Below are 16,745 nucleotides of genomic sequence, written 5' to 3'. Positions count from 1 at the left end.
GAATATATTATTCTAGAGTAAATGATGAGGTCGAGCACTACATGAATTATGATGAGAGGACCACCGCTGAAGCTATAATTGAGATATATTTCAATCTTTATGCATTTAGAGAATCAATATCAAACTATCAAATAACATATGAAAATGACTGGAGCATATTAAAAGGAAAAGAGGGAAGCTATATTAGCAAGGAATTCGATACGTATGCGATTCTAATATATCCTACTAACGCTCCAGACGATTTACTGAATGCATTTTCAAACAAAATTAGTAAAATCGACAAATTTAGAGAAATATTATATAAACCAAAATATTGGAGAGAATATATAACATTACATTTGAACGGAAACAAGATTTTTACAGGAAACGATCTAAATTTATTTCCTTTTAACGGAGAAGATATAGTAAACGATCTATTGAATTCTGAAGGTATAGAATTTATAACTCTTGATGATGAACTAAGAATTGCAACACACCTTGAGAGACCTATAAATTCAGACACATTAAGTAGGGCCCTAAATAAACTTCTAGTTTCATTATCATTATATTATAGAATTAAAGAAGCACAGGAAGACATAGCATTGAAATTAACTAAAGAGATTCTAGATTCTATCAGAAATTCTTAAACTTAATATAAATAATAATAATTATAGAAATGATTATTAACATTACTCCAGTTAATATAAGTGAAAATATCATATAGATATATGACGGTAGCTTAAATATATTTATTGATATAAAACTAGATGTAGAATTTTTTATACTTAATAATAATTCAGTAGATGTAGGTATTGCAATGTAATTATTTCCAACAGTATATACGTTTCCTCCTTTTATATTTACGTTTGCTTCAGAATGAACTTCTACTGCTACTGGTTCAGAAAATGTAAAAGTCGTACTAAACTGATTACGATTTAGAACTAGATTCGATGCTGTCATATTTCCATTTAGAAACATATCTCCAACTATTACACTAAGTAATACCAAACCTATCCCTACATAAAGTAAACCTTTCCGAACTAGCTCAATATTCATTTAATATTTTTATTAGTAATAATGTAGATAATATATTTTACTCCAATGTTTTTGCTAAGAAAAGTTGAAGATTAAATAAGAATTTATTAGTCTAATAAACCTTTAACCCTTATGTTATGGCTACTCGTGACTACTGGGAAATGTAATCTAATATGTGATTATTGTGGTGGATCTTTCCCAAAAGACGTAGTACCATGGAAGACTACATATAATATAAATAAGCTTAAAAAACTAATAGAAAATGATAGTAACCCTACAGTAATTTTTTATGGTGGAGAACCACTTAATAATCCAAAATTTATAATGGACTTTATTGACAACGTGAGAGCTAAAAGAATAGGTATACAAACTAATGGAACTTTAATAAGAATTTTACCTCTAAAGTATTGGAAAAAAATTAACGTAGCGTTATTATCTATAGATGGAAGAGAAGAGATTACAGACAAGCATAGAGGAAAAAAAATTTATAGAGTAGTCACAGAAAATTCAAAATTACTTAAATCTTTAGGAATAGAGACTATAGCAAGAATGACCGTAACTGAAGATTCAGATATTTATGAGGAGGTGATGCATTTGATAAATTTAGGCTTATATGACAAAATACATTGGCAACTAAACGTAATATGGACAGAGAAATGGAACGTGGAAAGGTGGGCAAGAGAAAATTATATACCAGGAATAAAGAAATTGGTAGACTATTTTGTAGAAAAAATTTGGGAAGGAAAAATAATTAAGATAATACCTATATTAGGTGTAATTTCCGCTCATTATTTTGAAGGTTATAAAGGATCTCCTTGTGGAGCTGGATATAAGTCAGTAACTGTAACATCTGATGGAAGAGTATTATCTTGCCCTATAGCTGTGAGAGAAAAGTGGGCTGAATTAGGTTCAGTGGATGGTTTCAAACTAATGGAAGATCCCTTGCCAGAAATATGTAAAAATTGCGAATATAATAGGTACTGTGGCGGAAGATGTCTTTATGCATCTAAAGAAAAATATTGGGGAGAAGAAGGATTTAATATTGTAGATAATATTACAAAAGAGTATTTAAAAATAGTACTGTCTATAATTCCTGAAATTGATAATGCTATAAGAAAAGGATCAATAAAACTTAGCGACCTTAAGTATGATCCCACTTTAGATTCTACAGAAGTAATTCCATGATTTAATGATATAATTTAAGTTTCTCAATCTATTAAATAGTAATGTCTAATGAACAATTCTTCAACAAACTCGCCGAAAAATGGAGTAAAGATTTTTGTAACTTGTTTAATGTAGATCCTAATGAGAAGCCTAAATTCTTTATTACTGTAGCATTTCCTTATACAAACAGTCCATTTCATATAGGACACGGAAGAACATATGTAACTGCAGATATTTACGCAAGATATATGAGAATGAAAGGACATAATGTACTTTTCCCGCTAGCTTTCCAATTTACAGGTACACCTATACTTTCTATGTCAGAAGCTATAAAAAGAGGAGATAAAGATATAATATCTGAATTTATAGATATCTATGGCATTCCTAGAGAAAAATTGGAAGAATTCACTGATCCATTAAAGTTAGCAGAGTATTTTAAGAATGAGATGGAAAATACTGCAAAAAAATTAGGCCTCAGTATAGATTGGAGAAGAGAATTTACAACTGTAGATAAAAGGTTTGAGAAATTTATACAATGGCAATTTAGAAAACTTAAGGATAAGGGTTATGTCTCGCAGTCTACTGAGGCAGTAGGATTTTGTCCTAATGATAATTTTCCAGTAGGAATGCATGATACTAAAGGAGATATAGAACCAGAAATAGTAAAGCAAAATGTAATACTTTTTGAAAATAATGATTATTTATTTCCTGTTGTAACGCCTAGACCAGAAACGATTTTTGGTGCTACTGCATTAATGATAAATCCAAAAGCTACGTACATAATTGTTAAAAAGGACTCTAAAAAGTGGATATTAACAGATAAAGCGTTTAGTAAATTATCATATCAAATGAATTTAGAAAAAATAGGAGAAATTAAACTAGAAGACTTACTAAAAATAAAGGTTATTAATCCTTTAACTGGTGAAAAGTTAGATATTATACCTAACAAAATAGTTGAGCCAGATGTAGGAACAGGAATAGTTATGGCTGTACCTTCTCATGAGCCATTACATTATTTAGCATTAATTGAATCAGGAATTAAGCCTGAGTTAAAAAGAATAATCTATACATCAGAATATGAAGATATACCATCAGTTGAGGTAGTCTCTATAGCTGGGACAAAAACTCCAGCAGAGTTGAAAGATTACATAGAATCATTATATAAAATCGAATATTACAAGGGCTATATGGCTAATGATCTTGAAAATCTAGTACCCGATTTTATGAAACAGTATATAAAAGATGAAATTAATGGAAAACCAGTTAAGGATGCTAGGGAAAAAATAATAGAGTTATTAAAGAAATTGGGACACTATGATAATATCTATGAAATATCTAACGGTCCTATTTATTGTAGATGCGGTACTGAAATAGTAGTTAAAATGATGCAGAATCAATTGTTTATTAACTATGATGATCCAAATTGGAAATCACTAACCCTAAAATCTTTAGATAAGATAAAGATTATACCAGAAGATGAAAGGAAAGATCTAGAAAAAGTAATATTTTCCCTTAATAAGAGAGCATGTTCACGAAGTAGAGGATTAGGCGCTAGACTACCTTGGGATAATTCACAAATAGTTGACAGTTTAAGTGACTCAACTATATATACAGTTTTCTATACAATAGCCCATAAATTACCTCAGGATCCCGAAAAGCTCCAAGATGTTTTTTGGAATTACGTCTTATTAGGCGAAGGAGATGTAAATAAAATTTCTGAAGAACTTCAACTAGATAAAAAAATATTAGAAGATATCAAGAGTGAATTCGAATATTGGTACCCAGTAGATTCTAGACATAGTGGAAGAGATTTAATAAGAAATCATTTGCCCTTTTACTTATATAACCATCTTGCTATTTTTGGTGAAAAATATCTTCCAAGGTCAATTATAATAAACGGATTTGTTAGAGTTGGAGGCAAAAAAATGAGTAAAAGTTTTGGAAACGTCTATCCATTATTCAAGGCTATAAACGAATTTGGTGCAGATCCTATTCGATTGGCTTTAACAGTATCCTCAGAAATATCTGAGGATACAGATTTTAGCTCGTATATTACAAATTCTATTTCTAATCAATTAAAAAGGATTTATGATACCATAATGTTCTTTTCAAAAATGGAAGTTAGCAATGATATTAAAGACGAAGATATATGGTTTTCATCAATATTACATTATAAAATAAAAGAGATATCTTCTCTTATGGACAATCTTGAGTTTAGAAAAGCGTATAATATTATATTATATGAATTTTATGAATTATTAAAAGAATATCTAGAGTTTAGAAAAAATCCAAATAAAGATATTTTAAATAAATTTATAGATTCATGGATAAAACTATTATCACCAGGAGCTCCTTTTATTTCAGAAGAACTTTGGCATTCAAGATATTCTACATTTGTATCTAAAGAATCATTTCCAAACGCAAGCGATTTTCAATTAGACAAGAAAATATTAATGTCAATGGAATATATAAGATATCTTATAGACTATATAAATAAAATGGAAAGTATATTAAATAAAAAATCAGAAAAAATAATATTTTATGTAACACGTCCAGAAAAAATTGGCTATATACGTGATGTTATAAACGCAGTAAGAGCACATAAGGAGTTGCCAGAGTCTGACTATCTAATAAGAATAAGAAATAATTTACAACAAATACCAGATCTAATTAAGGATTTAATATTGGAATACGATCTAGATGAATTTAACACTATAGTTGGCAATGTAAACTTTTTATTAAATAAACTCAATGTGGATGAGATAAGAGTCTATTATTCTGATGATCCAGAAGCACCAGATATTAAGGGAAAGAAAGGTATAGCACTTCCATTAATGCCTTCTATTGTAATAATCTAGGAGAAAGATCCAAAATGGAACTAAAAGTAGCCCAAGATATATATGATGAAATTAGGTCGTTTATAAATGGAGCCACTATATCAATAGTTTTACTTTCTGATAAATTAAATGACGCAATAGTTGAAGATATTGAAAGAAAAGCAGGTAGTGGAGTTAGATCGAAGGTAATTACTTCAGATAGGAATTGGTCTAGATGGCTAGAAAATAGGAAAAATTCTTATGGTTACGACGAGGAAAGAAGATTTAATAAAGAGTTATCTGCATTATTAAATAGAATTTTATTCTTTGAAAGATTTCCATATATTGTCATGACTATATTTGTTGCAATTAGCATTATTACTTTCTTGAAGACTTACACTGTATCCCTTTACCTTATTACGGAAATTATTACAGGTATAATAGTAATCGTAATTTCAGTAGTCATTTCGAGAAATAAAGTAAAGTCCTATAAGTATGAATATTCCTTAAAGGAACAAGAATTAGAAAAAATTAAAGGCCAATATAATGATATTAGACAACACTTGTCTAAGTATCTTGAGGTAGTAGAATTACAGAATCCTCCAGGTTTTTCTATACTTGTAGCAGACGATAAGGCTATAATAACGTCTACTTCAGTAGATATTAAAAATAATAAAGAAATAGATTTTATAGAAGAAGTAAGCAAAGAAAAGGCATTAACATTTATAGAAAAAATAACATCTATGCAAGCTTAGAATACGCTTTTAAAATTTCTAATCCTTGTAATATTCCTTTTTCTGCTCCTGAAACTTTGTTTTTACTAAAGAAGTCCTCTACTTGAGTTTCTCTTCCTAATCCTAAAATAGGTATAACATTAGACATAACCCTTCCAAGTATTCCAGTTCCCTGATATATTCTAGCTATAAACTGAATATTTGTTTTAAGCCATGTCCATACTGCGTATCTTACTTCAGGATATACAATACTGTTAGAAATTACTGTTATTACATCCTGTTTTTTAATCTCTCCTGTTAAAGCTAAACTCAAATTATTAACAACTAGATAAGATTTCTTATATGATAAGAGAGCCTTTAAATATCTCATTCTGTCCTCATCAAATTTTTCTTTTCTATATTTCTCTAGCAATGTATCTAATGACTCATCTTCTTTTACTATAGCATAAGCCTCGACCACTGCGTCCTTTATGTCAGGGTCTAATTTATCATAATTATAAAACTCTTCAGATATCTTTCTCGCATATTCATCACTTATTTTAATGAATCTCTCTGCAATAGTTCCAAAGGCTAACTTATCTAATGAACTTTTTGCGTTTTCGAATTTTTGTACCATAGAAGAGTGAAAGTCATAAGCAATTTTTCTATATTTATCAGAATTTATCTGATATAATGTAAATAGTTGATCAGAAATTTCCATTGCAGGTAAATAGTTTTGCTCATTCATCTCATGATTTATAATTTTAAAATAATCGTTAACTTGTATATTACCTGAAAGTAATAGATTAAAATAATCGTTAACTAATCCAAATCTTTCAAAATGGTTTGGATTAGAGTTCCAGAATAAATCTAGATTATCATAGTAAACTCTGTACATTCCAGTTCTATCGAGGTTTAATTTTAATGACTTTATATCCTCACCAAAATTAATTATATCCTTATCCTTATCTAGTAGAATAGACTCTTTTTTACCATTTATCTCTATAGTTAATGGAATAGGATATACCTTATCCTCCAAACCAGAAAGCATAAATCTCTTTTGACTAAGTTCTATGCTATTTCCATTTGTTTTAACAAATACTATAGGATATCCTTCTTTAGTAACCCATTCCGGCATTATTCTAGAGACAGGTTTTCCAGAAGCTACTTCTAAACTTTGCCATAGATCTTTTCCTTCTGCGTTACCAAACTTATGAGCTTCTAAATAGTCTCTTATACCTTTCTGAAAATCTTCCTTACCTAAATAGGCTTCTATCATTCTTAGAATGCTGGCCCCTTTACCATAGCTTATATCATCGAAAATTTGTTCTATCTCTGATGGAGATTTAACCTCAACTTCAATAGGATGAGTTATATGTAAAGAATCCTTTAACATAGCGCCAGATGTTTCTTCCGATATAAATTCTCCCCAAAAATCCCAATCAGAGAAATTAGAATCAACCGCCTTATAACTCATAAATGTAGCAAAACTTTCGTTCAACCATAAATCGTTCCACCATTTCATCGTTACTAAGTCGCCAAACCACTGATGAGCTAATTCATGAGCTACAACCTCTGCTACTCTTCTAATTTGCTTAAATGCAGAATTTTCATCTGCTAATAGAGCAGTTTCTCTAAATGTTATAGCTCCCCAATTTTCCATAGCTCCAAAAGCAAATTCTGGAACTGCTATAAGATGAACTTTGGGCATTACATACTTTATCCCAAAGTAATTTTCATAAAAACGAATAAATCTAAGCGCATAATCAGCAGGGATTTTACTCTTCGAAATTTTACCTGGTACTGTAGCCACAATTATTTTGGGAGTCTCTCCGAGTTGATATTCCTCAAATTTCCCAATACCTAAATACAGTAAATACGTAGACATCTTAGGTGTTTTGTAGAACTCTACAGTCTTCTTACTTCCTTCATTTGTAATTCTCTCTATAGGCATATTAGATATTACATCTAGATCTTTATCTACCTTAACAATTAACTTAAATTCTGCCTTATATGAAGGATTATCTACACATGGTATAAATTTCCTAGCATGCGTGGATTCAAACTGAGTAGTTATAATATATGAGCCATTGTATGGAGCTTTATATATTCCAACAAGATCATCCCTAACTTTTCCTTCAAAATCTATATCTAAAGTCCCAGAAAATTTGCCAGAATCTATTATGAGACTTTGGTCATCTAATGTATATTTTACAGTTTTTCCATCAACTTTAACTGATAAAATCTTGATTCCGTCAAGATCTAGCGTTACCTTATCTTCAGTATTTATTATTATTTTTTCGTTTCCTCTATAGTATAATTCATTAAAATCGAAATCTAAAAATACCTGGTAATATTTAACTTCCATGAAGTCCTAGCTTAAATTTAAGTTAAAAATTTACTTTCTATATATCCATTATGATATTATGGAGATCAATATTTACTACGGCAAAGAGCATGTCAGCATAAAAGATCAAATAGTCACATTGACTGGCTCTTCAGATAGGTATCAAATAGATAGGGCAGTATATTATATTCTGAAAACTCTATATTCAATGCCACGTTTATATGGGATTTCAATTAAGGATAATATTTTAGAAGCTTGGAAAAAAGAATTCGAAATAAAATTTCTTGATATATTAAAATCTGATATGGAATTAGAAAGAATTAAATTCAATAACATGAGATTCGAAATAAACACAGACAAAATTTCTATAGAGGGAAATTTAGATACACAAAATATTTTTGTAAAGGTAAAATTACTTGATATACCCGATGTAGAAAATTCGTTATCAGGATTAGTAAAATTAGACTCATACTATTTTAACTCTATACCGAAGCTAAAACCATATATAATCCTTGGTAACAGATCTGGACTTATAGCTGCTTTTCATAAATTTTTAATATTACATAATGAGGGCACTCCAGGCATACCTAAAACTTTAGGAATAGTTTCAGAATTTATTAATTCTATAGTAATTCCTGAAGGAGTAAACTATGATATTTTCGGGAATGAATTAACTTCTGCAAGCGATGGAATTATGATAAATAATGTTTCAGGTTATAATGCAAGCCCAGATACTTTAAGTTTATTTCCATTGAAATTTCTCTTAGAAACTTCAAATGGATACTTTATCATTGAAGATCCAGAAGCAAATTTAAGTAACGAATTCAAAGTAAAACTGATTAATTTAATAAAAAATAACAAATCTAAACTAATAATTTCTACAAACGATAAAGATTTCATGTTAGGAAATATTATAACTATATCTCATTTTTGATGATATCATATAAGGAATTTATAAGAATGTATCTAGTTGAGTTAATATCGCCTCTTATTCTTATTTTTGTTTTTTTAGAACAACTATCACAACTTATAGTTATATAATTTCCATTCCTATTAAGTTCAAGAACTATATTTTTTCCAGAAATATTTATACTTAATATTCTTTTAGATTTGGTTATATCAACTATTAGTTTTCTTGTAACAATAGATGACAATATTTTACCTATATTTGAGCTATATAAGTTACTAATATAATCTCTAATTTTGAGAAATCCTTCAAAAGCTACTCTTGTACATAAATCCTTATCTTGAAAAACCTCAACACAAGCCATTAGCAGACTACATCTTCCAGTAGATAAGGGAGAAATAAATGGACTTAAAGAAAGCTTAGATAAAGCAAATGTTTGGATAGATCTACAATTTATCTTAATAATTACTTTCCTGGACTTTGTATCAAACTCGCCTAGATTTTTTTCTTTAAGGAAAAGTTTTCTGTCTTTAATTATTAAACTAGGAATATTAGATCTAGGTTTAATTATACTCTCCCCATCATACTTTAAGGTAAAGTTTTTAACTTGTTCCAAATTAAATGACTCATATCCTTCGAAATCATATTTATTGGCATTATAAAAGCCTAATTCACCTAATCTTATTTTTTCCCAATTTTCAAATTTTTCAGTAGTATCTGTCAAATCTATTAATGTCCCTCCCCATAATTTATTACGCAAAAATAAATACCCAGGAATTGATTCTAGCTCTCTAGATAAAATTACGTTATTAGTATTTATATCATTCATATCTAAAACAGAACTTATTCCTTCTTTTTGTAATTCTCCATTCTCAATCGAATTGGATGCTAGAATTGTTGCATTTGGATATTTTATAGAAATGTCTTTCAAAACTTCTACTCGATTATTATACCCTTTATGTTGAGACAGTAATTTATTTGGAGTGTATCTAATTATTCTGAAAGGTTCTAGATATTTTTTCTTTATTAAATTTTCTGAGTGGTATATACGCAAGATATTACTATTGATAATATCTCTTGTAGGTGACTCCGTAATTAAAATATATCCATCTTTATTTGCATATTCTGGAAAAAAATGTGCGGTATCAATTATGTATTTAGTATAACCTTTTAACGGTTTACTTGAAACATCTACATAGTTACGTAAAACATCTATACCATTTCTCTTGCTTATAAGTAAGTATTTGCCAGAAATACTTTCAAAAATTTTACTTAATATATCAACATTTAATCCAGGAAGTACAATTACTCCAGAAGTATTTTTTTGTATAGACGAAATTACCTCTCTTATTATCTTTTTCATTCAAACAATACTTATAGTGTTAAAAGATATATTTATTCCCATATTATTTGATTTTATTTAGCTGATAAATTTACAGAAACATTTAGCAAAATTAACATTTTATAAATAAAAGTTTATAATGTAGATCTATTTCATTTGATACTATGAATCCTTTACAAATAGCAATCCTCGTATATATTGTTGGAATGATGATAGCTGATTTCATAATATTGTTCTATGTACTACGTAGAAGCTTAGTAACAAGAAGAGTAATATTCTTCATCTCCTCGATACTCCTCTATATGGCAGTAGAGGCTGCAGATATAGGATATATAATATTCTATAAAGGTTCTATATTTTCAGAACCAATTAGCCTACTTTTAGCTTCAATTCCAGCAGTGCTTTCAGTTAAGCTCAAAGATTCATCAATCCAGTGGAGAGCAGATAAGGTAGCATCTATAACATTGGCATTTACAATAGTATTGGACGAATTAGCAATGGGATACGCCTTTTCCTCTGCTTTTGGCCCTAGATTAAATCCCTTAATTTCTTCAGTAAGTAATATAGCCTTCGGGATAATGATGCTTAGTGATGCTATATTCTTCCTTGCAATTTCCTCTATAAAGAACATAAGAGAATTTGCTCTATTTTCTTTTGCTGCGTCAATGGCCTTTATGCCAAATATCTTTTTGACATTTAGAACTTACTTGAGTTTAGTAGGTTCTACAGTATCATCTATCATTATGATTATAAATATTATAATGTTATACTTAATTGAAATAAGAAGAATATCCTTCAACATGCAACTCTTATCAATTTCTCTAGCTGGATTTGATTTCTTTATGATGTTAGGTCTCTCAGCTTATGCTGCTTATAAAGATCTTTACATAATTTCAATTTCTATGATACTTTCTATGATATGGTATTTCATTCTTATATTCTATAGATTTTCTGATAGAAAGATTAATATAGGAATAAAATATCCGTTCATTTTTCTAATTTTAATAAATCTAGCAGAACTTACTATGGGATTTGGAGAAAGCGTTCTAGGATTCAACATTACCAACTCTATCTTTATGACGCATCACATGGAATCTATGAAAATGCCAATGAGAAGTCCTTTCACTAATCCATATTGGTGGATCTTCCCAATGAATCCATTATCAATGACAATAATGTCTTTTAAAGATGTATTAATGAATAGTCACAATATTATTTTCGCTACTTTCTGGGGTTCCTATATTCTTATTATGATGACCACTATGATGCCATTCTATGTAATAATGATGGGAGCGGAAATGATATACCTTGTTTATGAGAGATTTAAAATAAGTAAAAATTCACAAATTAAGTATTGGGCTATAGCAATAATGATAGGAATGCCAATATTTGTTTGGTTAATCCCATACTATACAGACTTTTATATATTTGGGATGAGTGGTATGATATTCCCTGTAACATTAATAGGATTCTCAATATCAATAATTGCTATAATTATAGCGTCTATCTTATTTGGCAAAAGAGCTTATTGCAATTTAGCGTGCATGTCTGCTCATATGTGGACAAATATATTCTATGATAAATTTAAGCCGAAGAAAAATTACAGATTTTGGGATTACTTTAGATGGATTCCGTTCACACTAATGCTGATTACTTTTGGATATTGGTCCAGTATGGAATTAGGAATAACCAAAGTACCTCATATTGGAATGACAGCTATAAATCCTTTGGATATATTTGGAATGTTCACATTAAATTATATATGGTGGTTCTTCTTCTTTTTAACGCCTATATTTGGTACATATTCTTGCTCTAGACAAGGATGGTGTGGATTCGGAACTTTTGTAGGATTATTTAATAAAATAATATTTAAGATAAAAGCAAAAAATGTAGAGGATTGTAGAGTATGTAATAACATACAATGTGAAAAGGCTTGCCCTATTAAAATTGAAATAAGAAAAGATATACTATCAAAAGGATTTAGCAATAGAATTAGTTGCGTTGGATGTGGAGATTGTGTAGAAGCATGTCCAAAAAATAACTTAGAAATATATGATATTACAAGGTTATTTAAAAAGAAATGATCAGAAAGGACCGGCTCTTCATCAGTCAGCCCTTGTAAGGTACATCATTTTATAATACCACTTTTATCTTATCTTAAATCCTTGTTTGTGAACTACCAGGCCCTAACGGACGTGGCTTCCTGCTTCAAAGCCCCACCTTGCCAGAGGGCGGAGCTCCACAGGCACTATCGTTCCGACCCCGAGCAGTGAACCTACGGTGTCTCAATATGGAACTATTGATTGGAGCAGAGGCGTACCATATGGACCCTCGCTTTAACCAAGGCGGTAACGCTTACTCCGTCAGTGAGTGTCATTAAGAGAATATTTGAAAAAGAATTATTTAAGCTTTACAAAGTGGGTTATCCATCCTCCACCTCACGGATGGGATCTTCCGCCGTCGTCAACAGTTTCAGATAAACCGTGAATTTTATGTCATTTGATATCATTTAACATTCCTAGCTCTTCTCATGAGAGTTTATAAATTTTGTAGTTACATACTATCATGTAGAAGAGAGCCCTACAATGAACTCGATGAGCAATGTGAGGGGGAGGATGGGTTCGATGAGGCTCCCTATGTCCTTGAAGGGAGTGGTTTAACTACCGCTCCCGTAGACGGCATGGGGAGAGAAATAAGGGGCATGAGGACGAGAGGTCGAATACAAATTCATGAAACCTCTATGAAAGTCCGACCCCCATTAACCCCAATACAGATAAAACATTTTATAATATAAGAATATCAAAGATAATATATATGGATTACATTTACTTTGATTTAAGTACTGCTAGAGAGATATTACCTTGGCTAAAAGAGAGATTACTAAAACTTAAAGAAATAAAATACAATACTGAAGAAGTACTGGTTAATGGAAATAAAAAGGAAATAGAAAAGTACATATTAAATGTTGATAAAATAATTAAGGAAATTACTAAAAAAGGAATAATTATTAGGGATCCTGATCTAGGATTAGTTGATTTTCCTGCTATAATAAATGATAGGCCGGCATATCTTTGCTGGAAAATTGATGAAGAAGACATAAAATTTTGGCATTATGCAGAAGAAGGGTACATAGGAAGGAAGCCAATAACAGGAAAAGAAAATATATTAAGTTTTCTTTAGACTTAAAGATGAGAACTACTTTAAAATATCTTATGTTACTTAAAGTTTAAACTTTCTGACAATTTGTTTCTACACTCTCGCTTCAATCACTTTGTTTCGTTATAAAGCATAGAAAAAGAGTTTACTAAAATTATAAACTGAGTATTTTTCACAAGAATAAATAACAATTTTAATTAACATTTTATTACAGTCTTATTAATTCTTCTCTAACATAAGTGTCAAATAGCTTCTTATTGTTAACTTAGAAATAATATTAGATAAATTCTCAAGTATTAATTCCGATATAGAACCTATAAAGAATATCAACGCTAATCTTACAAGAGGGTAGACATAATATTCAGAGCGATTTCTTACATTCATTTAAACTAATACGCTAATCTATGGATAATTAAGGACTATAACATTAAGAATTTTCAACTAGTACTGAGGTTATCTATTTAACCAATCTAAATTTTGGTTCTCTTAAAATCATTTTCAATAAGATAATTTAAAATCCATTATTCTTTAATCTACTTTGATGTCTCAGTATAGATATATTGGGCAAAGGATAAAGAGGAAAGAAGATCCAAAGCTAATAACAGGAGAAGGAAGATATATAGACGACATAGAATATCCTGGAACACTATATTTAGCAATAGTAAGAAGTCCTATTGCCCATGGAATCTTAAAACGTGTAGACTATTCTGATGCTACTAAGTTAAATGGAATAGTCGGTGTAATAAGCGGATTAAATTTAAAAGTAGAGAACAGACCAACGAATTTCCCTATGGCAACAAACGAGTTGTTATATGTAGGACAACCAATAGTAGCAATAGTAGGTACTGATAGATATGTAGTTCAAGATGCTGTAGAATTAGTTCAGATAGATTATGAACCTTTGAGCTCTGTAATAGATCCAGAAATTGCTTTGAAAGATGATGTGAAAGCAGTTGAAGGCAGAAGTAATATAGCGTATAGAAAAACATATTCAGCTGGAAATCCTGAAAAAGCATTAGAAGAATCAGATATTAAGATAGAAGAAAAATTCGTTTTAAATAGAGTATACCCAGCCGCAATGGAACCTAGAGGTCTACTTTCAATTTATCAACAAGGATTTCTTACAATTTATGCTTCTACTCAGTCTCCACATTATATGAGAAGATATTTACTCGAATCATTAGGAAATATGATAAAGGATATTAGAGTAATACAAGCTGATGTAGGTGGAGCCTTTGGTTCAAAACTTTTCCCTTATCCAGAGGATTATATAACTGCATACGCTAGTATAATTTTTGAAAAACCAATAAAATGGATAGCAACAAGAAGTGAAGATATAAGACAGACGTATCATGGAAGAGGACAAATTCATAAAATAAAAGTAGGAGCTAAAAAAGATGGAACACTACAAGGAATAATAGATAATGTTATAATTGATTTAGGAGCAGCATCTCATGGTTACTATTTAGCTGATATTTCATCAACAATGTTACCTGGACCTTATGTAATACCTAACATAAAAGCTGAAGTTTATGGAGTATACACTAATAAGACACCATTAGATCAGTATAGAGGTGCAGGAAGACCAGAAGCTACATTTGTCATAGAAAGGATAATGGATATTCTTGCAGACGAGTTAAAAATAGATGAAATAGAAATTAGAAGAAAGAATATTATTAAAACTACACCATATGTTAATCCATTTGGGATAAAATATGATAATGGAGATTATACTTATTTATTAAATAAAGCAGAAAAAATTTATAGAGAACTGGAAAACAAAGCTGAAGAAGAGAAGAAAAAAGGAAGAAGAGTAGGAGTTGGATTTTCATTTTATCTCGAAGAAAATAACTTCGGACCATGGGAAAGTGCATCAGTAAGAGTCAGAGGCGATGGAAAAGTTACAGTTATAATAGGCGCAGCACCTCATGGCCAAGGAACTGCTACTGGCATTGCACAGATAGTAGCAGAAGAATTGGGAATAGACCTAGACAATGTAGAAATAATATGGGGAGATACTAATGCTATTGGAGAAGGCTTTGGAACATATGGCAGTAGAAGTCTAACATTAGCTGGAAATGCTGCACTATTAGCTGCCAGAAAAGTAAAGGATAAGGCAATTCGTTTAGCTTCGCAATTTATGAAAAGTGATATACAGGAACTAAAATATGATAATGGGAAGGTTATAAATCCTAAAACCGGGGAGTTCATGACACTTAAGGAAATCTCAGAGAAGGGAATGGCAACCTTAGGAGGAGTTTGGCAATATAAAGAAGAACCAGGTTTAGAAGCCACTGCATACTTTGGTTTAGATAACTTGACTTTTCCTTACGGCAGCCATATTGCAATGGTAGAGATAGAGGATACTGGGAACGTAAAAGTCTTAGAATATCATGCAATAGATGATATAGGACTTGTAGTAAATCCAATGTTAGCTGAGGGACAGGTCATGGGCGGGGTAATTCAAGGTTTTGGTGAGTCCACATTAGAGAAAATAACTTATGATAACGAAGGAAATCTACTTACTGGATCATTTGGCGACTATATGATACCTACAGCAGTAGAGTCATTTAACATTAGTTGGGAATATATAGAGAAAGGTATGTCTGAAGCTCCACTACCTAGTAAGGGAATCGGAGAAGGAGCCGCAATAGGAACATTGCCTGCTATAGCAAGAGCTATAGAAAAAGCTATAGGGAAAAAGGTCACAGAATTACCTGTTATAACTGACTTATATTTTTAATTAAACTAATATAATCTAAATCTTTTAAATCTTTATAAAAATTTTTTATAAAAATAAATTTTATGTAATTTATATAGAAGATTTTTTAACCTCGTTAAAGAAAATCAATTTATGCAAGTTATAGAGAACTACTCTTCTCCATATTTTAGACATATTATAGACTTACCTGCGTCTATAGTGAGGAAATTATGGAAAAAAAATCAAATAACATTAGTTGATGTAAGAACTCCAGAAGAGTATGAAGATCATCATATACCCGGCGCTTTGTTAATACCTTTGGATTATCTAGAGATTTTATCTAAATATATTCAGGATAAGGAGATCGCAGTAGTATGCGAACATGGCAATAGGTCCAGGTATGCTACATATGGTATGCCTCACTTATACAAGAAGAAAACTATTAATATGCTAGGAGGTATGATGAGCTGGATTTCAATGGGATATGAAATAGAAAGTGGAATAGACGAAAATGGTATAAAATGGCAAGAATGGTTAGATAAGGAGATAAATCAATAGACATTTGTCTATAGATCCCTTAGGCTA

The 16,745-nt window shown here is 30.4% G+C and carries 12 protein-coding genes; 9 read left to right on the top strand and 3 right to left on the bottom strand.

The genetic code is table 11. From position 1 onward, the window contains the following. Nucleotides 1-41: 41 nt before the first annotated feature. A complete protein-coding gene (locus DFR85_RS17505) occupies nt 42-626 on the top strand; it encodes a hypothetical protein (RefSeq protein WP_110269401.1) in 585 nt (194 codons plus the stop codon). On the opposite strand, the gene DFR85_RS17500 is transcribed toward DFR85_RS17505, so the two are convergent. Next, nucleotides 613-1,035: a hypothetical protein gene (locus tag DFR85_RS17500; RefSeq protein WP_110269400.1), complete on the bottom strand. Its 423-nt coding sequence runs from the start codon at nt 1,033-1,035 to the stop codon at nt 613-615. The genes DFR85_RS17505 and DFR85_RS17500 overlap by 14 nt on opposite strands. 111 nt (nt 1,036-1,146) lie before the next feature. On the opposite strand from DFR85_RS17500, the gene DFR85_RS17495 reads away from it, so the two are divergent. Genes DFR85_RS17495 through DFR85_RS17485 form a run of 3 tightly spaced genes read left to right on the top strand, consistent with a single transcriptional unit; the run spans nt 1,147 to nt 5,749 of the window. Beyond that, entirely contained in the window at nt 1,147-2,199 is a 1,053-nt protein-coding gene (locus DFR85_RS17495; RefSeq protein ID WP_110269399.1) for a TIGR04084 family radical SAM/SPASM domain-containing protein, read from the top strand. Between the two features lie 41 nt (nt 2,200-2,240). Then, nucleotides 2,241-5,036, top strand: coding sequence for a leucine--tRNA ligase (leuS, locus tag DFR85_RS17490; protein WP_110269398.1), 2,796 nt, complete (start codon nt 2,241-2,243; stop codon nt 5,034-5,036). 14 nt (nt 5,037-5,050) lie between these two features. Continuing rightward, nucleotides 5,051-5,749, top strand: coding sequence for a phospholipase D-like domain-containing protein (locus DFR85_RS17485; RefSeq protein WP_110269397.1), 699 nt, complete (start codon nt 5,051-5,053; stop codon nt 5,747-5,749). Here the strand turns inward: DFR85_RS17485 and DFR85_RS17480 are convergent. Then, nucleotides 5,736-8,075, bottom strand: a complete 2,340-nt coding sequence (locus DFR85_RS17480) for a M1 family metallopeptidase (protein ID WP_110269396.1) — start codon at nt 8,073-8,075, stop codon at nt 5,736-5,738. The genes DFR85_RS17485 and DFR85_RS17480 overlap by 14 nt on opposite strands. Before the next feature lie 58 nt (nt 8,076-8,133). On the opposite strand from DFR85_RS17480, the gene DFR85_RS17475 reads away from it, so the two are divergent. Beyond that, nucleotides 8,134-8,988 carry a hypothetical protein gene (locus DFR85_RS17475; protein ID WP_110269395.1) on the top strand — a complete coding sequence of 285 codons (855 nt, stop codon included), beginning with the start codon at nt 8,134-8,136 and terminating at the stop codon, nt 8,986-8,988. Here the strand turns inward: DFR85_RS17475 and DFR85_RS17470 are convergent. Then, nucleotides 8,972-10,324 carry a hypothetical protein gene (locus DFR85_RS17470; protein WP_110269394.1) on the bottom strand — a complete coding sequence of 451 codons (1,353 nt, stop codon included), beginning with the start codon at nt 10,322-10,324 and terminating at the stop codon, nt 8,972-8,974. The two genes, DFR85_RS17475 and DFR85_RS17470, sit on opposite strands and share 17 nt — an antisense overlap. Nucleotides 10,325-10,467: 143 nt before the next feature. Between DFR85_RS17470 and DFR85_RS17465 the strand changes: the two genes are divergently transcribed. The 4 genes from DFR85_RS17465 (at nt 10,468) to DFR85_RS17450 (ending at nt 16,718) form a co-directional block, all read left to right on the top strand. After that, nucleotides 10,468-12,387, top strand: coding sequence for a 4Fe-4S binding protein (locus tag DFR85_RS17465; RefSeq protein WP_246252968.1), 1,920 nt, complete (start codon nt 10,468-10,470; stop codon nt 12,385-12,387). A 730-nt stretch (nt 12,388-13,117) separates the two neighbouring features. Further along, nucleotides 13,118-13,483 carry a DUF2203 domain-containing protein gene (locus DFR85_RS17460; protein ID WP_110269392.1) on the top strand — a complete coding sequence of 122 codons (366 nt, stop codon included), beginning with the start codon at nt 13,118-13,120 and terminating at the stop codon, nt 13,481-13,483. Between the two features lie 517 nt (nt 13,484-14,000). Continuing rightward, nucleotides 14,001-16,202: a glyceraldehyde dehydrogenase subunit alpha gene (cutA, locus tag DFR85_RS17455; RefSeq protein ID WP_110269391.1), complete on the top strand. Its 2,202-nt coding sequence runs from the start codon at nt 14,001-14,003 to the stop codon at nt 16,200-16,202. A gap of 111 nt (nt 16,203-16,313) precedes the next feature. Continuing rightward, complete coding sequence (locus DFR85_RS17450; protein WP_110269390.1) at nt 16,314-16,718, top strand: rhodanese-like domain-containing protein; 405 nt, start codon at nt 16,314-16,316, stop codon at nt 16,716-16,718. Nucleotides 16,719-16,745: the final 27 nt, after the last annotated feature.

The organism is Acidianus brierleyi (assembly GCF_003201835.2).
GTDB lineage: Archaea > Thermoproteota > Thermoprotei_A > Sulfolobales > Sulfolobaceae > Aramenus > Aramenus brierleyi.
Note: the sequence above shows the minus strand (reverse complement) of the source record. Positions and strands in the feature narration are given on the sequence as shown.